The sequence below is a fragment of the Rubellimicrobium mesophilum DSM 19309 genome (assembly GCF_000600335.2).
Lineage (GTDB): Bacteria > Pseudomonadota > Alphaproteobacteria > Rhodobacterales > Rhodobacteraceae > Rubellimicrobium > Rubellimicrobium mesophilum.
Genome location: NZ_KK088615.1, coordinates 42010 through 63935, shown reverse-complemented (window position 1 = coordinate 63935; position 21926 = coordinate 42010). Strand labels below are relative to the sequence as shown.

The 21926-nt window shown below is 71.5% G+C and carries 21 protein-coding genes and 1 pseudogene; 8 read left to right on the top strand and 14 right to left on the bottom strand.

Annotated elements, in window-relative coordinates; translation table 11 throughout:
- Positions 1-5: 5 nt before the first annotated feature.
- From RUMESO_RS20490 to RUMESO_RS20480, 3 genes are all read right to left on the bottom strand, one after another.
- Complete coding sequence (locus tag RUMESO_RS20490) at positions 6-698, bottom strand: molecular chaperone DjiA (protein ID WP_037283216.1); 693 nt, start codon at positions 696-698, stop codon at positions 6-8.
- 26 nt (positions 699-724) lie between these two features.
- On the bottom strand, positions 725-973 hold the full coding sequence (locus RUMESO_RS27525; protein WP_245639362.1) for a GNAT family N-acetyltransferase: 249 nt from the start codon (positions 971-973) through the stop codon (positions 725-727).
- A 222-nt stretch (positions 974-1195) separates the two neighbouring features.
- Positions 1196-1801, bottom strand: a complete 606-nt coding sequence (locus RUMESO_RS20480; protein WP_037283101.1) for a VOC family protein — start codon at positions 1799-1801, stop codon at positions 1196-1198.
- 151 nt (positions 1802-1952) lie between these two features.
- Between RUMESO_RS20480 and RUMESO_RS20475 the strand changes: the two genes are divergently transcribed.
- The gene (locus tag RUMESO_RS20475; RefSeq protein WP_037283099.1) at positions 1953-2465 is read left to right on the top strand and encodes a DUF4174 domain-containing protein; all 513 of its coding nucleotides are present in this window, start codon (positions 1953-1955) and stop codon (positions 2463-2465) included.
- Between the two features lie 79 nt (positions 2466-2544).
- Here RUMESO_RS20475 and RUMESO_RS20470 read toward each other — a convergent pair whose 3' ends face one another.
- The 4 genes and pseudogenes from RUMESO_RS20470 to RUMESO_RS20455 form a co-directional block, all read right to left on the bottom strand.
- Positions 2545-2760 carry a hypothetical protein gene (locus tag RUMESO_RS20470; protein ID WP_037283098.1) on the bottom strand — a complete coding sequence of 72 codons (216 nt, stop codon included), beginning with the start codon at positions 2758-2760 and terminating at the stop codon, positions 2545-2547.
- A 321-nt stretch (positions 2761-3081) separates the two neighbouring features.
- Positions 3082-3438: a hypothetical protein gene (locus RUMESO_RS20465; protein ID WP_037283096.1), complete on the bottom strand. Its 357-nt coding sequence runs from the start codon at positions 3436-3438 to the stop codon at positions 3082-3084.
- Positions 3439-3451: 13 nt separating this feature from the next.
- Positions 3452-4015, bottom strand: coding sequence for a DUF6497 family protein (locus RUMESO_RS25400; RefSeq protein ID WP_156363041.1), 564 nt, complete (start codon positions 4013-4015; stop codon positions 3452-3454).
- Positions 3996-5527, bottom strand: a pseudogene (locus RUMESO_RS20455) (acyl-CoA carboxylase subunit beta). Before RUMESO_RS20455 ends, RUMESO_RS25400 begins: the two are co-directional and overlap by 20 nt.
- 200 nt (positions 5528-5727) lie before the next feature.
- Here RUMESO_RS20455 and RUMESO_RS20450 point away from each other — a divergent pair.
- The 3 genes from RUMESO_RS20450 (at position 5728) to RUMESO_RS20440 (ending at position 8452) form a co-directional block, all read left to right on the top strand.
- The gene (locus RUMESO_RS20450; RefSeq protein WP_037283094.1) at positions 5728-6069 is read left to right on the top strand and encodes a DMT family protein; all 342 of its coding nucleotides are present in this window, start codon (positions 5728-5730) and stop codon (positions 6067-6069) included.
- Positions 6070-6073: 4 nt separating this feature from the next.
- Positions 6074-7279: a multidrug effflux MFS transporter gene (locus RUMESO_RS20445; protein ID WP_037283092.1), complete on the top strand. Its 1206-nt coding sequence runs from the start codon at positions 6074-6076 to the stop codon at positions 7277-7279.
- 75 nt (positions 7280-7354) lie between these two features.
- On the top strand, positions 7355-8452 hold the full coding sequence (locus RUMESO_RS20440) for a catalase family protein (RefSeq protein WP_037283090.1): 1098 nt from the start codon (positions 7355-7357) through the stop codon (positions 8450-8452).
- A gap of 112 nt (positions 8453-8564) precedes the next feature.
- Here the strand turns inward: RUMESO_RS20440 and RUMESO_RS20435 are convergent, their stop codons facing one another.
- Complete coding sequence (locus RUMESO_RS20435; protein WP_082484416.1) at positions 8565-9272, bottom strand: thermonuclease family protein; 708 nt, start codon at positions 9270-9272, stop codon at positions 8565-8567.
- A 189-nt stretch (positions 9273-9461) separates the two neighbouring features.
- On the opposite strand from RUMESO_RS20435, the gene RUMESO_RS20430 reads away from it, so the two are divergent.
- Both RUMESO_RS20430 and RUMESO_RS20425 read left to right on the top strand, forming a co-directional pair.
- Positions 9462-9962, top strand: coding sequence for a hypothetical protein (locus RUMESO_RS20430; RefSeq protein WP_051521550.1), 501 nt, complete (start codon positions 9462-9464; stop codon positions 9960-9962).
- Between the two features lie 4 nt (positions 9963-9966).
- Positions 9967-10725 carry a DUF1194 domain-containing protein gene (locus tag RUMESO_RS20425; RefSeq protein ID WP_037283088.1) on the top strand — a complete coding sequence of 253 codons (759 nt, stop codon included), beginning with the start codon at positions 9967-9969 and terminating at the stop codon, positions 10723-10725.
- A gap of 91 nt (positions 10726-10816) precedes the next feature.
- Here the strand turns inward: RUMESO_RS20425 and RUMESO_RS20420 are convergent, their stop codons facing one another.
- The 4 genes from RUMESO_RS20420 to RUMESO_RS20405 all read right to left on the bottom strand — a co-directional run bounded on the left by RUMESO_RS20420 (position 10817) and on the right by RUMESO_RS20405 (position 15244).
- Positions 10817-12205, bottom strand: a complete 1389-nt coding sequence (locus tag RUMESO_RS20420; RefSeq protein ID WP_245639361.1) for an alpha/beta hydrolase — start codon at positions 12203-12205, stop codon at positions 10817-10819.
- A gap of 104 nt (positions 12206-12309) precedes the next feature.
- Positions 12310-13101 (bottom strand): SDR family NAD(P)-dependent oxidoreductase, encoded by a 792-nt coding sequence (locus RUMESO_RS20415; protein ID WP_037283086.1) that lies wholly within the window; start codon positions 13099-13101, stop codon positions 12310-12312.
- Positions 13094-14374, bottom strand: coding sequence for a zinc-dependent alcohol dehydrogenase (locus RUMESO_RS20410; RefSeq protein WP_082484413.1), 1281 nt, complete (start codon positions 14372-14374; stop codon positions 13094-13096). The genes RUMESO_RS20415 and RUMESO_RS20410 overlap by 8 nt, the downstream gene beginning before the upstream one ends.
- 12 nt (positions 14375-14386) lie before the next feature.
- The gene (locus RUMESO_RS20405; protein ID WP_082484411.1) at positions 14387-15244 is read right to left on the bottom strand and encodes an SRPBCC family protein; all 858 of its coding nucleotides are present in this window, start codon (positions 15242-15244) and stop codon (positions 14387-14389) included.
- A gap of 183 nt (positions 15245-15427) precedes the next feature.
- Between RUMESO_RS20405 and RUMESO_RS20400 the strand changes: the two genes are divergently transcribed.
- On the top strand, positions 15428-15907 hold the full coding sequence (locus RUMESO_RS20400) for a hypothetical protein (RefSeq protein WP_037283084.1): 480 nt from the start codon (positions 15428-15430) through the stop codon (positions 15905-15907).
- 45 nt (positions 15908-15952) lie between these two features.
- Here RUMESO_RS20400 and RUMESO_RS26600 read toward each other — a convergent pair whose 3' ends face one another.
- Together RUMESO_RS26600 and RUMESO_RS26595 are read right to left on the bottom strand one after the other, a co-directional pair.
- Positions 15953-16888, bottom strand: coding sequence for a UDP-galactopyranose/dTDP-fucopyranose mutase family protein (locus RUMESO_RS26600; protein ID WP_211262946.1), 936 nt, complete (start codon positions 16886-16888; stop codon positions 15953-15955).
- On the bottom strand, positions 16783-18297 hold the full coding sequence (locus tag RUMESO_RS26595; protein WP_211262945.1) for a glycosyltransferase family 1 protein: 1515 nt from the start codon (positions 18295-18297) through the stop codon (positions 16783-16785). Before RUMESO_RS26595 ends, RUMESO_RS26600 begins: the two co-directional genes overlap by 106 nt.
- A gap of 328 nt (positions 18298-18625) precedes the next feature.
- On the opposite strand from RUMESO_RS26595, the gene RUMESO_RS20390 reads away from it, so the two are divergent.
- Positions 18626-21865: a DEAD/DEAH box helicase gene (locus RUMESO_RS20390; RefSeq protein ID WP_037283082.1), complete on the top strand. Its 3240-nt coding sequence runs from the start codon at positions 18626-18628 to the stop codon at positions 21863-21865.
- The last annotated feature ends 61 nt before the right edge of the window (positions 21866-21926 follow it).

The window sequence follows — 21926 nt, the reverse complement described above, 5'->3', positions numbered from 1 at the left end:
GGGCCTCACGGCGCGGGCCGGGGGCTGCCGCCGCTGATGTGCTCCCAGGCCTGATTCACGGCGATGAGGCGCTTCTCGGCGAGGCGGAGGCATTCCTCGGGGAGGCCGTGGGCCATGAGGCGGTCGGGGTGCGTCTCGCGCACGAGGGCGCGCCAGGCCTTGCGGGCCTCCTCGACGGGGGCGCCGTGGGGGACGCCCAGCACGTCGTAGGGGTCGCGCTCGGCGTCGGGGACGAACTCGGCGCGGATGCGCAGGAACTCGTGCTCGGGGAGGCCGAAGATGCGGGCCACCGCGTTCAGGAACTGGTTCTCCTCCGGGTGGTAGTCGCCATCGGCGACGGCGATGTGGAAGAGCCCTTCGAGGAGGTCGGCGAGCTGGGCCGCGCCTTCGCCGAACATCCGGCGGATGCGCTGGGCGTAGTCCTCGAAGCCCGCGACGTCCTGCCGGGCGAGGTCGTAGACGCGGGCGACGTTCGCCTCCTCCCCGTCGGGGATGATGAAGACCTCGCGGAAGGCGGCGACCTCGTTCCGGGTCACGAGGCCGTCGGCCTTGGCGATCTTGGCGCCCAGCGCGACGGTGGCGATGGCGAAGCCCACGGTCTTCTCGGGCGGGGTCCTGAGGCGGTCGAAGAGGGTGGACAGGGCCTCGCCGCCCTTGAGGCGGGCCAGGGTCTCGGTGACGCGGGTCCAGACGGACATGAGGCCCCCTTTCGGGACGACGAGGTTCACAGGCGGCGCCCCATCAGGACGAGGTCGAGCCAGCGGCCGAACTTGTAGCCCACCTCGGGCAGGCGTCCATGCTCCTGAAAGCCGCAGGCGGCGTGGAAGGCGAGGCCGGCGGCGTTCTCGGCGGAGATGGCGCCGATCATGGTGTGCTTGCCCTGGTCGCTCGCGGCCTGGGCGAGGGCGTCGATGAGCTGGCGGCCGATGCCCCTGCCCTGCGCGTCGGGGGCGAGGAGGATCGTGTGCTCCACGGTGCGGGTGTAGCCGTTGCCGGCGCGGAACGGGAAGCAGCGGGCGAAGCCCCCGGACGCGGGTGCCGTCGTCCCAGACGAGGAAGGGGTCGGGACCCTGCGTGAGGGCGGCGATCTCGTCGGGGGTGCGCTCGGTGGTGTGGAAGATCGAGGTCGTCTCGCGGATCACGGGGGTCCAGATGGCGTGGAGGTCGGCGGCGTCGCGCGGCTCGGCGGGGCGGATCACAGCGAGACCTCGCCGTGGAGGGTGGAGAGGCGCGCGCGCAGGGTCGGCGAGTCGCTGGTAACGACGGTCACGCGGGGGTCGCGCAGGCCTGCGAGGAGCTCGCGCAGGCGGGGCGCGCGGGGATGGCCGACCTCCAGCGCGAGGAGGCGGACGCCCCGGTCGGGAAGGCGTTCGGCGGGGTGGCCGCCCGCGCGCCACTGGATCAGCGTCGGGAAGGCCGCGCCCCAGGGGAGGCTGCCGTCCGGGGGGACGGCGACGGTCCAGGCGAGGTCGCCGCGCGTGAGGTCGAGGGGCTGGCCGGCCTCGGGCGGGGCCTCGGCGAGGGCTTGGGCGTGGTCGGGGACGCGGGCGATCCAGTTGCCGAGCGCGGGCTCGCGGGCTTCGTCCAGGGCGAACCAGCGCGGGCGGCCCGGGTCGGGCGCCTCGGGGTCGGGCGCGATGACCTCGAGGTAGAGGCCGGGACCGAGGGAGAGAAGGCGGTTGTGCGTGCCGAAATGGGCGTGCTGGCCGCCGGGCTCCAGCGGGACGCCGAGGCGGGACTCGGCCCAGGCGGCGCCGTCCTCCAGCGAGGCGCAGGTGATGGCGAGGTGGTCCAGCTCCATCAGGGCGCACCTCGGGGCGTCGTTGGGGTCGTCTGGGGCATCCGGGGCCTCCCGATCACGTCGGGGCGTTTGTGGCATGGCCGGGAGCGGTCGCCAAGGCAGGGTGCCCCGCCCCCTTCGCGGAAGCGTCGGCCGCGCCTATATCGTAGGCATGATCCATGCCCTCGCCGCCCTCCTCATCCTTCTGGCCGCACCGCAAGCCGCCCTCGCGCAGGATTTGCCGGGGAGCGAGGCGTCGCAGAGCGAGGCGGGCCTGGCCGGCGATCCCGTCGCGATGTGGCAGGCGGAGCCGACCGGCGTGCTGTCGGCCGAGGGCGTGGACCTCGCGGCCTTCCGCTACCTCGCCCGGCCGCTCGTGGTCTTCGGGGACAGCCCGTTGCAGCCGCAGGTGGTCGAGCAGCTCCGGTTGATCGAGCGGGAGATCGGCGACCTCGCCGGGCGGGACGTGGCCGTCATCGTGGACACCGACCCCTCGGCGCGGAGTGCCGTGCGGCAGGCCCTGCGGCCCCGGGGGTTCGCGCTGGTGCTGCTCGACAAGGACGGGCGGGTGACGCTGCGGCGCCCGGCCCCGCTGTCGGTCCGGGAGATCGCGCGGGCCATCGACCGCACGCCGCTGCGGCGGGAGGAGCTGCGGAACGGGGCCGGGGACGAGCCGATCAACTAGGGGCTGCCCTGAAAAGGACAGGGCCGCCGGAGGTTGCCCCCGGCGGCCCTTCTCGATCAGGGGCCGTGGGCCCCGGGGATCAGTAGCAGTTCGGAGCGCCGGGCGCGACGTTGCACGAGATCGCGCCGGCGGCGGCGCCGTAGAGCGCGCCTTCGGCCAGGTTGCCGTCGGTCGCGGCGGCGACGGCGCCACCGATGGCGGCGCCGGTGGCGGCCCGCTCGACGTCGGTCTCACCGCAGGCGGAAAGCGCGGCGGCGAAGGCGAGGACGGCGAGCGTCCGGATGGTGAGGGTCATTGTGGTTCTCCAGAATGATGGTGGCCCCAGATGCGGAGAGGGATGCCACTCCCGCCCATGGCGTGCAAGGCAGGGTTTCCCTCCCATGCGGAAAAACCCGCCGACCTGATGCAAGGGGCTACGAATGGGGTGGGGGTGGTCCTGCCTCTCGGCAGAACCACCCCCTGGGGAAGGGTGACGATTTGGGTGATCAGCGGGAGGCTGCCTGCTGGAGCATCCCCCCGCGAACACAATGTGGCACGACCGGCGCGATTCGGTCATCACCTAAATCCCAGCGTGTATAAATCTCGGCAACTTCCCGCCTAGGTTGCGGCGCCTGGGTCACTCCTCCTCGTCGAGGAAGACGTCCGGGAAGGCGGCGCGGGCCTTGGCCACGTCGATGCGAAGGAGGGCGTCGTAGCTCTCGGGATCGAAGTTCTCCTCCGCCGGGACGACCTCGCGGCCGAAGAGCCAGCTCAGGCGACCCGCGTCGAGGTTGCCGCGCACGAAGGGCTCCTCGCCGAAATGGTCCCAGAGGGCGGCCATGAAGGCCTCGTCGGCGGCGCGGTCGAGGGCCTTGCGGTCGCGCCAGCGTTCGCGCGCGACGATGCGGGTCGCGCCCTTCTTGGAGCCGTGGCGGATGGTGAACTGGAAGTCGGTCCCCGGCAGGCGGCCCGGGAAGCCCTTGTGTTTCTCCATCAGAGGGACTCCGTCAGAAGGCTTGGGCGATGCAGGCGCCGTCGGCGATACGGAAGCCCTCGAAGAACTGCACGGCCTCGGGGTCCGCCTCGCCGAAGGGGACCTCGCGATCGGAGAGGGCGATCACCACCTCGGTCGGGCTCCAGCCGTTGGCGTCGAGAGCGGGGAGCGCCAGCGACTCGCAGAGCCAGGCGAAGTCCTGGGCGACGTCCTCGTAGGCCGCGCCCTCCCCTCCCAGTCCCGGGACGACGAGGCGGAAGCGGGCGAGGCCGCCGGTCGCGGCACCCCCCTCGCCCGCGTCGGCGGCGGCCTCGGGGTCCTCGGCGGCGTCCGGGTTGTCGGGCGGCGGCTGGTCGAGGGGTTCGCTCTCGTCGAGCTCGCCCTCGGGCAGGGCCTCGGGGTCGGTGCCGGCGTCGGGGGCCATGACATCCCCGGCCTCCTCCAGCACCACGTCGAAGAGGGTCGCGGCGTGGCCGGAGGGGAGCTGGAATTCCTGCGCGGCCAGCGGGCCGCCGACGCCGAGCGCCATGGCGAGCGCGCCCGCGCGCGCGGGCCAGTCAGAGCGGGATGTTGTCATGCTTCTTCCAGGGGTTCTCGAGCTTCTTGTGGCGCAGCATCGCGAAGGCGCGGGCGACGCGGCGGCGGGTGGAATGGGGTTGGATGACCTCGTCGATGAAGCCGCGCTCGGCCGCGACGAAGGGGTTGGCGAAGCGGGATTCGTAGTCCTGCGAGCGCTGGGCGATCCGGTCCGGGTCGTCCTTCTCGGCGCGGTAGAGGATCTCGACGGCGCCCTTGGCGCCCATGACGGCGATCTCGGCGGTGGGCCAGGCGTAGTTCACGTCGCCGCGCAGGTGCTTGGAGGCCATCACGTCGTAGGCGCCGCCGTAGGCCTTGCGGGTGATGACGGTGACCTTGGGGACGGTGGCCTCGGCGTAGGCGAAGAGGAGCTTGGCGCCGTGCTTGATGATGCCGCCGTATTCCTGCGCGGTGCCGGGGAGGAAGCCGGGCACGTCCACCAGCGTTAGGATCGGGATCGAGAAGGCGTCGCAGAAGCGGACGAAGCGGGCGGCCTTGCGGCTCGCGTCGATGTCGAGGCAGCCGGCGAGGTGCATGGGCTGGTTGGCGACGACGCCGGTGGTGGAGCCTTCGAGGCGGATGAAGCCGGTGACGATGTTGGGGGCGAAGTCCTTCTGGATTTCATAGAGGTCGCCCTCGTCCGCGACCTTCAGGATCAGCTCCTTCATGTCGTAGGGGGTGTTGGCGTTCTCGGGGACGAGGGTGTCGAGCGAGGGCTCGACGCGCGCGGGGTCGTCGAAGAAGGGGCGGAGGGGGACGCCGGAGCGGTTCGAGAGGGGCAGGAAGTCGATGAGGCGGCGGGCCTCGGCGATGGCCTCCACGTCGTTCTCGAAGGCGGCGTCGGCGACCGAGGAGCGACGGGTGTGGGTCAGCGCGCCGCCCAGCTCCTCGGCGGTGACGACCTCGTTCGTTACCGTCTTCACCACCTCGGGGCCGGTCACGAACATATAGGAGGTGTCCTTCACCATGAGGATGAAGTCGGTCATGGCGGGGAGTAGACGGCGCCGCCCGCGCAGGGGCCCATGACGAGGCTGATCTGGGGGATGACGCCGGAGGCGAGGACGTTGCGCTGGAAGACCTCGGCGTAGCCGGCGAGCGAGGCCACGCCTTCCTGGATGCGCGCGCCGCCCGAGTCATTGATGCCGACCACGGGGGCGCCGTTGCGGACGGCCATGTCCATGATCTTGCAGATCTTCTGGGCGTGGGTCTCGGAGAGGCTGCCCCCGAACACCGTGAAGTCCTGCGAGAAGACGTAGACCGTGCGGCCGTTGACCGTGCCCCAGCCGGTCACCACGCCATCCCCCGCCGGGCGGTCGGCGTCGATGCCGAACTCGGTCGCGCGATGGGTGACGAACATGTCGAATTCCTCGAAGCTCCCCTCGTCGAGGAGGAGCTCCAGCCGCTCGCGCGCGGTGAGCTTGCCGCGGGCGTGCTGCGCCCGGATGCGCGCCTCGCCTCCGCCCAGCCGCGCGGCGCGGCGGCGGGATTCGAGCTCCTGAAGGATGTCGTTCATGGGGGACCCTCACGGACGGTGCGGAGGCCAGACAAGCGCAACCGGGGCGCAAAGCCAATCCCCGGCGGCGGGGGGCCCTCTATCGGGAGACGCACGATTCCGTCACGTCGTGTCGCGCTGGAACGGGCCTTCGTCCGGAAACCCGCAATTGTGCGGCACGACGCGCTTCGGCTAGGAAGCCGCATTGCCCGGAGTGCCCCATGCCTGTTTCCATCGTGACGATTGCCCTGTTGGCCGCCTCCAACGTCTTCATGACCTTCGCCTGGTACGGGCACCTGCGGTTCAAGGGCGCGTCCCTGGCGCTGGTGATCCTGGTCTCCTGGGGGATCGCCTTCTTCGAATACTGCCTGCAGGTGCCGGCGAACCGCTGGGGGTCGGCCGTGTTCTCGGCCGCGCAGCTCAAGACGATCCAGGAGGTGCTGACGCTGTCGGTCTTCGCGGTGTTCTCCGTCACCTACCTGCGCGAGCCGTTCACCTGGAACTACCTCGTGGGATTCGCCTTCATCGCCATGGGCGCGTTCTTCATCTTCCATAAGTGGTAAGCCGATGGTTGCCGTTCCCCAAGTCCGGTTCCTCGACCGGACGACGCCGCCCCACATCGCGACGCTGATCCTCTGCTCCGGGATCTCGTCGCTGAACCAGACGATCTTCCTGCCGTCGCTCGCGCATATGGCCGAGCATTTCGAGACGTCCTACGCGGTGATGCAGATCGCGGTCTCGGGCTACCTGGCGATGACGGCGGTGCTGCAGGTCGTGGTGGGGTCCGTCGCCGACACGCTGGGGCGGAGGCCGGTGATGCTGGGGGCGATCGCGATCTTCGTGCTGGCGACGCTGGCCGCGCTGGTCGCGCCCACGGCGGGGATCTTCCTGGCGGCGCGAATGGCGCAATCGACCGTCGTGGCGGGGATCGTGCTGTCGCGGGCGGTGGTGCGCGACACGGTGGGCCCGACCGAGGCCGCGTCCAAGCTCGGCTACATCACGATGGGCATGGCGCTGATCCCGATGGTCGGGCCGATGGCCGGCGGGGCGCTGGACGAGGCCTGGAACTGGCGGGCCTCCTTCCTGCTGCTCGCGGTCTCGGGGGCGCTGGTGCTCGCGCTCGTGGCGGCGGACCAGGGCGAGACGATGGGGCGGCGTGGCGAGGGCCTCGGGGCGCAGCTCCGGCAGTATCCGGCGCTGCTCGGGTCGCGGCGGTTCTGGGGCTACTCGCTCTGCTCGGCCTTCGCGTCGGGGGCCTTCTTCGCGCTTCTGGGCGGCGCGGCCTTCGTGGCGGAGCGGCTGTTCGGCCTCACGCCGCTCTGGACGGGGATCGCGCTGGGCTCGCCGTCCATCGGCTACGTCGCGGGGAACTACCTGTCGGGGCGCTACTCGATGCGGGTGGGGATCGACCGCATGGCGGCCTGGGGTTGCGTCGTGGCGGCGGCGGGACTCGGGGCCTCGCTGCTGCTCACCCTGGCGGGGCTGTCGCATCCCCTCCTGTTCTTCGGCTTCTGCCTCGCGCTGGGCCTGGGCAACGGGATGACGCTGCCCAACGCCATGGCGGGCTCGATCTCGGTGCGGCCGGACCTCGCCGGGACGGCGAGCGGGCTCTCGGGCGCGATCATGACGGCCGGCGGCGCGGCGCTGTCGATGCTCGCCGCCTCCGTGCTGACCGTGGAGACCGGTCCCTGGCCGCTCCAGGCGCTGATGGCGGGGAGCGCGGCGCTGGCCGGGTTCTCGCTCCTCCTCGTGCGGGGGACGTCGGAGGGCTGACGGGAACCGAGGCACGGACCGCTCCGTTGGGGCGAGTCCGCGCGGGCTGGCCGCGCCCGGCCGGAGGACCCCGCGATGAAGGACCCGATCCGCTACACGCTCGACCTCGAGAGGCCCGAGGCCGACGAGGCCGACACCGTCGCAGGCCTCGAGGAGGCGCTGCGGGAGATCATGGAGACCACGGCCAAGGATCTGGGCCATGCGATCCGGTCCGTGCACGCCAAGAGCCATGCGCTGATCGTGGGGACGCTCTCGGTGCTGCCCGGCCTGCCGCCGGAGTTGGCGCAGGGGCTGTTCGCCAGGGCCGGCGAGCACCCTGCCCTTCTTCGCATCTCGACCAATCCGGGGGACCTGCTGCCCGACCGCGTGTCGCTGCCGCGCGGGGCCGCGCTCAAGGTCCTGGAGGTCGAGGGCGCCCGGCTGCACGGGTCGGAGGACGAGGCCACGCAGGACTTCCTGCTGGTGAACGGGCCCGCGTTCGCCGCGAGGTCGGCCAAGCAGTTCCTGGGCAACCTCAGGATGCTCGCCAAGACGACCGACCGGGCGGAATGGGCCAAGGTCGCGCTGTCGGCCGTGCTGCGGACGGCCGAGAAGGGGCTGGAGGCGGTGGGGGGCGAGAGCGCCACGCTCAAGACCCTGGGCGGGGCGGCGAACGTGCATCCGCTGGGGGAGACCTACTTCTCGCAGACCGCCTTCCGGCATGGGGACTTCGTGGCGAAGTATTCCCTGGCGCCGGTGTCGCCGGCGCTGACGCGCCACGCGGGTGAGGAGATCGCGATCGAGGGACGGGACACGATCCGCGAGGTCATGGACCGCGACACGCGCGAGGGCGTCATGGAGTGGGAGCTGCGGGCGCAGCTCTGCCGCGACCCGGAGACCATGCCGGTGGAGGACCCGACGGTCGTCTGGGACGAGGCGGAGAGCCCGTTCGTGGCCGTCGCGCGCCTGCGGGCCGAGCCGCAGGGGTCGTGGAACCCCGAGCGGGCGGCGCGGGTGGACGATCCCATGCGCTTCTCGCCCTGGACGGGGCTGGAGGCGCACCGGCCGCTGGGCGCGATCAACCGGGTGAGGAAGCCGGTCTACGAGGCCTCGGCGGCGTTCCGGTCCCGCGTCAACGGCTGCCCGGTGCACGAGCCGTCGGTCGGGGAGCTGCCGGGCGCCGTGGCGGTCTAGCGCCGCCGCATGGTGGCGTCCGCAGGTCGGGCTTCGGCCCGTCCGTCCGTGCGCCGGTGGCCGAGGTGACGTGGCGGGCTGAAGCCTGCCCTGCGGACCGTGGGCTTCTTCCCTACCGCGCCGGACGCCAGCCGGCGGCCTCGGCCTCGTCGGGGGAGCAGAACCAGCGCTCGCCCTTCGACTCGTCGATGGTGGTGCGGCCGTAGAGGGCGCTGCCAGGGAGGTGGTAGATGCGGCCCGAAGGCGAGATGTTGCCCTTGATCTCGCAGCCCTCGGGCGCGCTCAGGACCTCCACGTCGGTGATCCCGATGTCCGCGTCGGCGACGATGGGGGCATCCGGGTCGCGGCGGTAGTCCTCGGGCCGCCGGAACTGGCCTCTCCAGACACCGACGCGGGCGCCCTGCGCGTGCGCCTCCTGCACGACGTAATCCGTGGAATAGTCGCGGTAGGCCAGCGCCATGCCGCCCGCGACGAGCATGGCGCCGATGTCCGCGCCCCCCACCATGCATCGGGCGACGGTGCGGCCGTAGCGGTCGGTGTCGAGCGCCTCGCAGGTGGCCTGGCGTCCCTCCCAGCGGGCGCGGGCCTGCTCGATGGCCCAGGCGCCGCAGTCCCATTCCGCGCCATCGGCGTCGAGGCAGGTCTGATGCTTCTCCGGCGCGTCGACGCCATGGAGGCGGACGCGGGTGTCGCCCACGTCGTAGGTGTCGGCGTCGATGACGCGGAGCCGGCCGTGGGGACCGGCGGGAGGTGCCTCCCGCTCGACCGAGATGCCGAACAGCGCGGCGATGGCCGCCAGGATGAGGAAGCGATGGGCCATGCCCAATATCTGCCCCAATTCCGTCTTAATTCAAACGCAAATATTAATGGAACGTTAATGGCCCCTTCACTTGGACGCCACGGCCCCCCGCACTTCCGGACATCGGGAGTTCGTTGTTGGGGAGGTCGGAAGGTGGTATCCTGAATCAGGGAAAATGCCTTCGCGACGTTCCCGGGATGGGAGGCCACGATGCCGCTGTCCTCTTGTGTCGTCTCCGTCCTCGTTGCCGTGACTACAAGTCCCGCCCTGGCCTGCCCCGACCCGGGCCCGGACTGGACCGCGACGCCCTTCCTGGGCGAGCTCACCTTCAGCGGGCACAACGGGCTGAGCGACCTGTCGATGTCGACCAAGGCCGGGGGCGTCTGGAACCTCCGGGACTGCGGCCTCGAGGGGGAGGCTCTCACGGGATTCCGAGGGGACGGCCTCGTCGACATACGGCCGGACCTCCTCCTGCACTGGCGCGGCGAGGCCGGGCAGCTCGTCGTCGGCACCGAGTTCGACGAGGACACCTTCCTCCTGATCCACGGTCCCGAGGGCATCTGGCTCTTCGACGACAATGGCCGGGGCCACGACCCGCTGGTCGTCATCGACGCTCCCAAGGCGGGGGACTATGTCATCTGGATCGGCACCCATGGCACCACTCGCTTCACCCGGACGGGCACGCTCCTCGTCAGCCAGGCGGGGCCATGAGGAGATGAGCCCGGTCCGCGCGCGCGTGGCTCGGGTTGCCGGAGGGGGCCTGGCCGTGCTGCTGGCGCTGGCGTCGCCTGCCGGGGCGGGCGGCTGCCGCCTCGCCCTCGTGCTGGCGCTCGACGTGTCGTCCTCCGTGGACGAGGCCGAATACGGCCTCCAGCGCGAGGGGCTGGCGCGGGCGCTGGTGGACCCGGAGGTGGCGCGGCTCTTCCTGACGGGCGACCCGGTCGCGCTCTACGTCTTCGAGTGGGCCAGCCCCTCGATGCAGGAGGCGCTGCTGCCGGACTGGGTGCTGGTGGAGACCGAGGACGACCTCGCGCGGGTGGCGACGACCCTCCTCGAGCATCCCCGGACGGGCGCCCATGACCGCCAGCGCTCCACGGCCGTGGGAGCGGCGCTGATCCATGCCGGGGAGGCGCTGGGCGCCGCCTCGGATTGCGCGGCCCGCACGGTGGACGTGTCGGGGGACGGGCGGAGCAACGTCGGCTTCGATCCGCGCTACGTCTATGCGAACTACCCGTTCGACGGCGTGACGGTGAACGCCCTCGTGGTCAGCAGCGGCGTTCAGGGTGGCGGCCATCCGAGCGGCGACGACGAGCTGACGCTCTGGTTCCAGTCCAACGTCCTTCGCGGCCGGGATGCCTTCTGGGTCCTGGCCGACGGCTACGAGGACTTCCAGCGCGCCATGACCGCCAAGCTCCTGCGCGAGCTCACGACGCCCGCGGTGAGCGGCTGGCCGGCGGAAGGGCACGCCGGCTGAGAACGGCTAGGCGCCCGTCAAAGACGCCCGGGAGCGAACCGCCCCCGGGCGCCCCGACGTCCCGTCCCTTGGGGGACCAAGGGCTCGGGCGTCAGTTCCCCGTGTCGGTGGCGGTCCCTTCCTCCACCGGCTCGGCGGTGCCCTCCGCCTGCGCGGCGTCGTCGCCCGTCATCGCGTCGGGCGCCTCGGCGGCGGTGGCCTCCACGTCCGAGACCTCGCCGGTCGTGGCGTCGGCCGTCGCCGGCTGGGCGGCTTCGGCACCGAAGGCGGCGCGCAGGTCGGCGATGGCGAAGTCCTCGGCTTCCTTGGCGGTGGGCACCACGGCGCCCATGCCGAAGAATTCGTGGGTGACGCCCGGATAGGTCATCTGGTGGACCTCGACGCCGGCCTGCTGGAGGTTCTGCGCCAGAATCTCGCCCTCGCTCTGGAGCGGGTCGATCTCGGCGTTGACGATGGTCGCCGGGGGCAGGCCCTGGAGGTCGTCGCGGTTCACGAGGTCGATGCGCGGGTCGGCGGCCTGGGACGGGTCGGTGAAGACGTTCTTCACGAACCACTCCATGGCCATCTTCGAGAGCGGCTGGGCGTCGGCGTAGGTGGTGTAGGACGGCGTGGTCATGTCCTTGCCCGCCACCGGGTAGACCAGCAGCATATGGTCGATGGGCGTGAGCTGGTTGTCCCGCGCGTGGACCGCCACGTCGAAGGCGAGGTTGCCGCCCGCGCTCTCGCCCGCGACGGCGAGACGTTCGGTGTCGGCGTTGAGGTCGCCGGAGTTCTCCACGAAGTAGTCGAAGGCCGCGTTCGCGTCCTCATGCGCCGCCGGGAACGGGTTCTCGGGGGCGTGGCGGTATTCGACGGAGACCACCACCGCGTCCGCGCCGGCCGAGAGCGCCCGGGCCGAGGCGTCGTAGCTGTCGATGTCGGCGATCACCCAGCCGCCGCCATGGAAGTAGACGATCAGTGGGAAGGGCCCCTCGCCGTCGGGCGTGTAGACGCGGGCTGGCTGCTGGGAGCCGTCGCCGGCCGGGTAGGTCACGTCGCGCGTCTTGATGGCGGCGAGCTCGGCCGGCATCTCGATGCCCTGGTCCTGCATCACCGCCATGACGGCATCGGCGGGCTCGGGCGCGGCGCGCTGCTCCTCGACCGAGACGGTGCCGATGGGCGGGGCGCCGAGCTCCTGGAGCTTGTCGAGGACGGCCTGCATCTGCTCGTTGGGCTGGTCCGGCGGGTTGGCCACCTCGCCCGCCGCCATGGCGTCGGCGGCCATCGAGGCGTCGGCCGTCATGGTATCGCCCGTCGTGTCCGCGGCGCCGGTGGCGTCCTGGGCGGTCATGGTGTCCTGGGCGGCGGCATCGCCGGTGGCCGGGGCGGCCGTGGCGGCATCGTCGGTGGCGGCCTCTTGGGCCAGGAGGGCAATGGGCGAAACGGACAAGGCCGCCGCGAGCGCCGCGCTCGCGGTCGTCGTCTTCAATAGAGATTTCATGGAAGTGGGTCCTTTCGGGATCCGCTGGGAACATGATGTTACAAATGTTAAAGCGGGGCGCCGGTTCCGGGCCCCGCCCTATCACAAGGTCGTATGGCGGCGCCTCAGCCGGCCTTCTCGTCCCGCTCGGTCTCGGAGACCCAGCGGTTCATGCGGGCCAGCACCGGCTCGGGCAGGACGCCCGCGAAGGTGGTGACGAGCTTGTTCATCAGGCCCGGCGTCATGCCCGCCCGGCCCGCCTTCATCGCCTCGTAGCCAAGGCGCGCGGTGTGCTCGGGCGTGTCCTTGAGCGAGGTCTCGCCCATGGGCGAATCCTCCATGTCGCCGCGCCGGAAGATCTCGGTGTCCACCGGGCCGGGCATGAGGCAGGTGACGGTGACGCCCCGCTCCCTCATCTCGTCGTTCAGCGCGAAGGCGAGGCTGTCGAGATAGGCCTTGGTGGCGTTGTAGACGGCCTGGTAGCTGCCCGGGATGAAGCCCGCGATGGAGCCCGTCACCAGCACCCGCCCTTCGCCCCGCGCCTGCATCCGGGGCAGGACCCGGTGGAGCAGGAGCGTGGTGCCCAGCACGTTGAGCCCGATCAACTCGCGGATGCGGGGCCATTCCTGATCGGCGAAGGCGTGGCCGAGGGTGAGGCCGGCGTTCGCCATGAGGTAGTCCACCTCCCGCGCGCCGACCTGATGCCAGAGGGTCAGGACCCCCTCCTCGGTCGAGAGGTCGGCCTGCACCACATCGACCTGGCCGCCGAGCTGGCGCACGTCGCGCGCCGCCTCCTCGATCGCGGCCTCGTTGGCGCAGATGACGAGGTCGCAGCCGTCCTCGGCAGCGCACCGGGCGAGCTCCCGCCCGATGCCGGAGGAGGCGCCGGTGACGACGGCGAGCTTGCGGTCAGGCATCGACCACCGCCCCGGAGCCGGCCGGGACCGAGCCCGGCGCGCTGGAGAGCCCCGCGCGGTTGGCGATGTTAGCGCGGCCCGCCTCCTGCCGTCCTTTCGCCCATTTGGGCTTGAGCACGACCTTGGTCCATTCGTTCTGGTTGTAGGCGAAGTTCTTGTAGCCCTGGGCCGCGTCCTCGAGCGACATCGTGTGCGAGATCAGGAAGGTGGTGTCGATCTGCCCTTCCTCGATCCGCTTGAGGAGGTCGCGGTAGTAGCGCTGGACGTGGGTCTGGCCGGTGCGCAGCGTCAGGCCCTTCTCCATCAGCGCGCCGGTCGGGAACTTGTCGGAGAAGCCGCCGTAGACGCCGGGGACCGAGACGCGCCCGCCCTTGCGCACGGCCAGGATCGCCTGCCGGAGCACGCCGATGCGGTCGGCGCCCATGCCGACCTTCTGCTTGAGGGTGTCGATCGGGTTGAAGTTCTCGAATCCGTGGCTCTCCATGCCGACGGCGTCGATCACCGCGTCGGGCCCCTGCCCGCCCGTCATCTCGAGCAGCGCCTCGAGGACGTTGGTCTGGGTGTAGTCGATCACCTTGGCGCCGATCTGGCGGGCGAGCTCCAGCCGGTGCGGGTGGTGGTCGATGGAGATGACTTGCTCGGCGCCCATGACCACGGCGCTCTGGGCGGCGAAGAGGCCCACGGGGCCGGCCCCCCAGACGACGATGGTGTCACCGGGCTCCACGGTGGCCTGGTCGGCGGCCATCCAGCCGGTCGACAGGATGTCGGTCAGGAACAGGACCTTCTCGTCCTCCAGATGGTCGGGGACCACGAGGGGACCCACGTCCGAGAAGGGGACGCGGACGTATTCCGCCTGCCCGCCCGGATAGCCGCCGGTCATGTGCGAGTAGCCGAAGAGCCCGGACATGGGGTGGCCGTAGAGCGACTCGGACATATCCTGCTTCTCGGCGGGGTTGGAGTTGTCGCAGTGCGAGAACTCCTGGTTGCGGCAGTGGAAGCACTGGCCGCAGGAGATGGTGAAGGGGACGATCACCCGCTGCCCGACCTGGAGCGTCGAGGAGGGGCCGACCTCGACCACCCGGCCCATGAACTCGTGGCCCAGGATGTCGCCCTTGAGGACGGCGGGGATGACGCCGTCGTAGAGGTGCAGGTCCGAGCCGCAGATGGCCGTCGACGTGATCTCGATGATGGCATCGCGGGGGTTGACGATCTGGGGGTCGGGATGGGTGTCCACGCGGACGTCGTGCTTGCCGTGATAGGTGAGAGCGCGCATCGGGGGTCCTCCTCAGACGGCGGCGATGTTGTTCTGGATGTCGCGCTCGACGGCCTTCTGGAACTTGCCGCCCTCGCCGCGCTGGTTCTTGTTGGTGGCGATCTCGCCGGTCTCAAGGAGCATCTTGAGCCGCTTGAGGTCGCGGCGGGACTGGATGGAGGGCTCGGCCGAGAAGACCTTGGCGACCATCTGGCCCAGCGCGCCCATGGGCGGCCGGTAGGCGACGTGCGCCTCGACGATGGTGCCGCGCCCGCCGGGGGCATCGCGGAACGAGACCTTGCCCTCGGTCTCGATCTGGGAGTCCTCCGTCGACCGCCAGGCGATCTGCTCGCCGGGCTTCTCGTTCACGATGCGGGACGTGACCTGCATCGTCATGCCGAGCGGGGCGCGGATGGTCCAGGCGGTGACCCCGGGCGAGACCTCGCGGACGTCCTCGATGTTCTCCATGAACTTGGAGAGATTGCGGAAGTCGCGCCAGAACTCGAAGATCGCCTGCCGGGGGCGGTCGATGGTGACGCTGCGGCCGGCGACGGCGTAGTCGCCGAAGCGCGCCTGCTTGGCCGTGCGGCCCGGGGCGTCGTCGGGCAGGCGCGGAATCTCGGCGTGGCGCTGGACCTGGGGCTGGGACGGTCCCATCAGCGAGTAGGCGGCGAGACCCGCGAGCGCGCCGAGGCCCAGCACGGTCGCGGCGGCCACGGCCTTGTGCTCGGTGAGCTGATCGGTCAGCCGGGACACTCGCCCCTGCGACAGGTGCTCGTCGATCCGGCGGTTCACCGCGGAGAAGCCGGGGTCGGAGGATATGGGGTCCCGGGACTCGGGGGGCCAGGTGGGACGGGGCTGGTGGAGCCAGTCGGAGCGATCTTGGTCCATGGGAACTCCTGTGGATGGTCGGGCGCTTGGCCGGTCGGGCCCCCAACGCGGAAGGTGGAACTTGGGTCCGATCGAGGGGTCGCCGCAGGAGGAATTCGGCCGGGACAGGCGCGGCACCGCGCGGTTGGAAACGAGGGGCCGGGCCTGCTAGGCTCGGGTCGCGGCTTGCGGGAGGACGGCGTGATGGGGCGGCACGACTGGGAGCGGGAGATCGAGATGGCCGTGCGGCTCGAGCCCTGGACGCGGACCGGGCCGAACCGTCTCGTCAAGGTCGTGGACGCGCCGCCGACTCTGCCCGCGGGTGCGCAGCCCCGGCTGGGTCCGGTGCCGTCGACCACGCACCGGGTCTCGGGCTACTTCACGATGGCCCGGTTCCTGATCGGCCTGACGCCGGAGTTCATGCGGCGCGACCTGGGGCTCCATGTCGACTCCCTGCGGAACGGCGCGGTCGTCTACGACCTTCTGCGGCTGCCCAACCCGTCCGAATACAGCTACGAGCTGACGGCGGACTTCCCGGGCGGCCTGGCGGCGGGGACGGGCAGCCCCGACTTTCCGGCCGGGGCCCGCCACGTCCATCAGTGGGCGCTCCGGGAGACCGCGTCGGTCCCCGTGAACATGGACCGCGCTGTCGTGCTTGGGCCGGGGCAGATCTTCCGGGGCTGAGCCCCTTGGCCGCGACCCCGCCCGGGCGGAGTCGCGATGGTCCGGTCACTCCGCCGCGGTGGAGGCGGCGCCGGTCTGGATGGCCATCCGCTCGGCGAGCCGGCGGTAGGTGGCGAGCGCCTGCCCGACCACCTGGTCCATGTTGTAGTAGCGGTAGGTGCCTAGCCGCCCGAGGAAGATCACGTCGTCCCGCTGGTTGGCGAGGGCCTCGTACTTCTTGTAGAGCGCCTGGTTCTCCGGGCGGGGGATCGGATAGTAGGGGTCGCCCTCCGCCGAGGGATACTCGTAGGTGATCGAGGTCCGAGGCGCGACCTGGCCGGTGAGGTGCTTGTATTCGGTGATCCGGGTGTAGGGCACCGCCTCGTCTGGGTAGTTCACCACCGCCACCTCCTGGAAGCGCCGCTGGTCGAGGATCTCGTGCCGGAAGTGGAGGCTCCGGTAGGGGAGCGGCCCGAAGCGGTGGCCGAAGAAGGCGTCGATGGGGCCGGTGTAGACCGTCAGCGGCGCGAGCTCCGAGGGCTTGAGGTCGTGGTAGTCGGCGCCCAGCGCGAGGTCGATGTTGGGGTGGTCGAGCATCTTCTCGAACATCCGGGTGAAGCCGTCGCGCGGCATGGCCTGGAAGCTGTCGAGGAAGTAGCGGTCGTCGAGGTTCGTGCGCGTGGGCACGCGCGACGTGACCGACTTGTCCAGCTCGGACGGGTCGAGGCCCCACTGCTTGCGGGTGTAGCCCTGGAAGAAGGTCTCGTAGAGGTGGGTGCCCACCGCGTTCACGACGACGTCGCGGCTGGTCTCGATCTTCTCCACCGGCTCGGCCTGCGCGGCGAGGAAGGCGGCCGCATCCTCGTCGGTCTGGAGGTTCAGGTCGTAGAGGCCGTTCAGCGTGGTGCGGTTGATCGGCATGGGCAGGAGCTTGCCATCCACCTGCGCGAGCACGCGGTGCTCGTAGGGGCGCCAGGCGGTGAAGCGCGACAGGTAGTCCACGACCTGATCGCTGTTGGTATGGAAGATATGGTGGGGCCGTACTGGTGGATCAGGATGCCCGCCTTGTCGTGGTGGTCGTAGGCGTTCCCGGCGACGTGGGGCCGCTTGTCGATGACGAGGACGCGCTTGCCCGAGCCCTCGGCGAGCCGCTCGGCCATCACGCTGCCCGCGAAGCCCGCGCCGGCGATCACCACGTCGTAGGGCTTGGCCCCGCCCCGCTTGATCCCCGGCGCGGCGAAGCGGTCGGGCGCGCGGCGGGCGCGGCGCATCTGGGCGGCCTCGGTCACGAGGCGGTCCATCCGGCGGAAGGTGGCATCCCAGCTCATGTCGGCGAGCACCTTGTCCACCTCGGGGAGCCAGATCTCCGGGGCCTTGGACAGGGCGAGCGCCTCGTCGCAGGCTTGGACGAAGGCCTCGGGCGTGTCGGCGATCTTGACGCCGTCGAGGTTGCCGTAGTGGCGCACCACGTCGCGGATCGGCGTGGAGACCACGGGACGCCCGGCCGAGAGGTATTCGGGCGTCTTGGTGGGCGAGATGAAGCGCGTGGCCTCGTTGATGGCGAAGGGCATCAGCGCCACGTCCCAGCCGGAGAGGTAGGCGGGAAGCTCGGCGTAGCCCTTGCCGCCGAGGTAGTGGATGTTCGGCCGCTTGGGCAGGTCGGCCTCGCTGATCTTCACCACGGGGCCGACCATGACGATGTGCCAGTCGGGCCGCGCCTGCGCGAGGTGGTCGAGGAGCGCGAGGTCGAGTCTCTCGTCGATCACGCCGTAGAAGCCGAGGCGCGGGCCGGGGATCGTCGCCATGTCGTCGGGCATCGGCATCCCCTTGCGGGCCTGCGCGAAGTGCGGGCCGTCCACCGAGGAGGGGAAGGGGTGGATGTTGTCGTGCTGGAGCTTCTTGGCCTCGTAGATGCTCCAGCCGCCGGTGAACACGGCGTCGGCGGCCTCGAGAAGCGCCTGCTCGCGCGCCTTGAGCTCGGGCGGGGCGAACTTGAACTGCGAGAGCTCGTCCATGCAGTCGTAGACGATGGCCTCGGCCTCGACGCCCTCGGCCAGCGGCCACATCATCGGCGTGTAGAACCACAGGACCGGCTTCTGCGCGCCGAGGAGCTGGCGGAAGTCGTCAAAGAGCCGCTTGACGATGGACTCGCGCTCCCCGGGCGGCGCGGCGTTGGGGATGGCCGGGCGGATCGCCCGGACCGACGTGCCCTTGACGGGATGGACCTCGTAGAAGGGCTTGTCATAGGTCGTGGGGACCGGCTCCTCCCAGACGTAGACCGGGCGGGTCCGGGCGAAGCGACCCATCAGGTGCTGCGGCCGCTGCAGGACGAAGTCCCAGCGCAGGTGAGAGAAGCAGATCAAGGGGCCGGCCGAGAGGTCGTTCAAGGGAATAGGGGTCGCGTCCGGCATCGTGTCTCCTGATCCAAACTGTCCACGGTTGGGACCCGACCCGGAAGGGCTGGCCAAAGCGGCGAAATCTGTGGGGCCTGGTCCGATGCGCCTTGCAAATCAGCGCGGTCCCTAAACGTCGTCACCCCACCAAGGTTCCGGGAGGTGGCGGAAGACCGCCGATCGGACTCGCCCGACACGCGAATCCGGCGGAACCGGGATCGCGCTTGACGCGAGTACGGGCGGGATCCCGCGCCCTGGAACAGACCTCCCGTCCCGCGTGTTTGCTGCTGGAACGGTGGCGCCTGCAGCTTCGAGGTCGGGCCGGCGCCCGAGGCGGGAACACGACATGATCAACGGAATACCCCTGGGGCTCGAGGCCACGCGGCTCCTTGCGCTCTGGCGAGACGGGGGCAGGACGCCCATTCTCCATGCGACGGCCGGCGAGACGCGGGCGGAGGACATCGCCCGGCTGCTGCGCGAGGTCGCGCCGGAGACACGCGCCGTGGCCTTCCCGCCCTGGGACGTGCTGCCCTACGACTGGGCGGCGCCCTCGCCGCAGGCCATGGGGCGGCGCATGGCGGTGCTGCGGCAGCTCGCCGACCCCGGCGCCGCGCCGGGGATCGTCGTCGCCACGCCCGCCGCCCTCCTCCGCCGCGTGCCCCCTGTGGGCGCGGAGCGACAGTTCACGGCGCAGGTGGGCGAGCCGCTGGATCCGGAGGCCCTGCGCGCGTTCTGCGCGGGCGCGGGCTATCGCCTCGACGAGCGGGTGGACGAGCCGGGCGAGGTGGCGATCAGGGGCGAGGTCGTGGACCTCTTCGATCCCGACGAGGGCTGGCCCTACCGGATCGAGGTCGGCGACACGGTGACGGCGATCCGCCGTTACGACCCCGCGACCCAGCGCTCCGTCGAGGACATCGACAGGCTGGTGATCGACGCGGCCTCGGAGGTTCCGGGGCGTGCCGAGGACGAGGAGGAGCGCGGCATCGACCGGCGCCTCCTCGACGCCTATCCGACGCTCGTTCCCTTCTTCGACCACCTGCCCGGGGCGCGGCTCACGCTTGGCCCCGGCGCGGCGCGGGCGCGCGACGGAGCGCTTGCCGTGATCGCGGAGGCCTTCGCCGAGCGGCGGCGCCACGACGGCCCCTCGGGCCGCGTCCCCGGGCCCGAGAGGCTCTATCTGTCCGCCGAGGACTGGGACCGTTTCGCATCCGAGCGGGGGACCGTCGAGATGGACGCGGCGGGGGCGGGATCGGTGCCCGCCTTCGCCGAGGCCAACCGGCCGCGCGGGGCCCTCGCCGGATTCCTGCGCGCGCAGGGCGAGGCGGGCCGGCGGATCGTCCTGATGGGCCATGCCGGGCGGGACAAGGCAAGGCTCGCGCGGCGCCTGCGCGAGGCGACCGGCGAGAGCCCGGCGACCGTGCCGGACTGGGACGCCGTGCTGGCGGCCGAGCCGGGGAGGGTCGTGGCGCTGGCGGCGGGGCTCGACCGGGGCTTCGTGGACGAGGCCCGGAGGCTGGCCGTGATTTCCCCCCGCGAGGTGCTCGGGAGCCGTGCCGGCGTGGCCCGCGCCGAGGGCTCGGCCACCGCCTGGGCCGTCGTGGCGACGGAGCTGCACGAAGGCGACCTCGTCGTCCATCTTGAGCACGGGGTGGCGAAGCTCGACGGGCTCGAGTCCGTGGAGGTGGAAGGGCTCGACGGCGAGGCCATCGCGCTCGGCTATGCCGAGGGGCAACGGCTGCTCGTGCCGTCCTCGGAGGCGGGGCGGGTCTGGCGCTACGGCTCGGACGAGGGCGAGGTCGCGCTCGACAGGCTGAACACGGCGGGATGGGACCGCCGCCGCGCCAAGGTGATGAGGGGACTCGCGGAGACCGCGCGGGGGCTGATCCGCGCCGCCGGGGAGAGGCAGGCACGGACGGCGCCGAAGCTCGTCCCCGAGCCCGCGCCCTACGAGGCGGTGGCCGCGCGCTTTCCCTACGAGGAGACGCCGGACCAGGCCCGGGCGATCCGCGACGCCCTCGCGGACATGGCCTCGGGCACGCCCATGGACCGGCTGGTGATCGGCGACGTGGGCTTCGGCAAGACCGAGGTGGCGATCCGCGCGGCGGCGGCCTGCGCCTTCGCGGGGCGGCAGGTCATGCTCTTGGCGCCGACCACGGTGCTCGCACGGCAGCACCACCGCAACCTCCAGCGCCGCTTCGAGGGGTCGGGCGTCGAGGTCGCCCACCTGTCCCGGCTGGTCGGCGCGTCGCAGGCCAAGCGCGTCAAGGCGGGCCTGCGCGACGGCGGCGTCCGCATCGTCGTGGGGACCCAAGCCCTGCTGAGCGACACGGTGGAGTTCGCCGACCTCGGCCTCGCCATCATCGACGAGGAGCAGCGGCTGGGGCTGGAGCACAAGAACAGGGTCCGCGCGCTGGCGGGCGACGGGCACCTCCTGACCATGACCGCGACGCCGATCCCGCGCACGCTGCAATCGGCGCTGGTGGGTCTGCAGGACCTGTCGGTGATCGCCACGCCCCCCGCGCGACGGCGGCCGATCCGCACCACCATGTCGAACCGCGACGCCGCCACGCTGCGGCAGGCCCTTCTCCGCGAGAAGCGGCGCGGCGGGCAGAGCTTCGTCGTCGTCCCGCGCGTCGAGGACGTCGGGCCGATGGCCGAGGAACTGCAGCGGCTCCTGCCCCGGTTCGACCTGAGGGTCGCGCATGGGCAGCTCCCGGCGAAGGAGATCGACGAGGTCATGGTCGCCTTCGCCGAGGGCGAGGGGGACGTGCTGCTCGCCACCTCGATCATCGAATCCGGGCTCGACGTGCCGCGCGCGAACACCATGGTCGTGCTGCGGCCGGACCTGTTCGGGCTCGCGCAGCTCCATCAGTTGAGGGGCCGCGTCGGGCGTGGCGGCGCGCAGGCCTACTGCCTCCTGATGACCGAGGAGGGGCAGGAGCTGTCCCCCGCGACGGTCAAGCGCCTCGGGACGCTCCAGGCGCTCGACCGGCTGGGGGCGGGCATGGCGATCAGCGCGCAGGACCTCGACCTGCGGGGCGGGGGCGAGCTCTTCGGGGAAAGGCAGACGGGGCACGTCCGGCTGATCGGCCTCGCGCTCTACCAGGAGCTGCTGGCCGACGCGATCCGCGCGGCGCGGGGCGAGCCCGCGATCCGGCGCGAGGTGGAGTTCCGGGCGGAGGCGATGGGCACCCTGCCGCCGGACTACATCCCGGAGCCCGAGGTGCGGGTCAACCTCTACCATCGCCTCGCGCGGACGCTGGCGGCCTCCGACGTGGAGCGGATGGAGGAGGAGGTCGCCGACCGCTTCGGGCCCCCTCCCCCGGAGGTCGTGGCCCTCCTGCGCGCGGCGCGCATCCGGGCGCTGGCGCGGGCCCTGGGCGTGACCCGCATCTCGGCCGGGCCCGAGGCCGTGGCGCTCGACTTCGAGCCGGGGAGCGGGGCGGAGGAGCATCATGCCGAGACGGTCGAGGCCTCGGGAGGGCGACTGCAATGGCTCAAGGGGCGGCTGGTGCTGCGGCAGGCCAGCGCGGACGCGGATGCGCGGATGGCGCTGGTGCTGGACCTGCTGGAGGAGATCGCCTGACCCGGAGGCGTCCGGAACAAGCCCGGACCCGCCGGGTTGAGTCGGCGCCCGAAGGAGACGC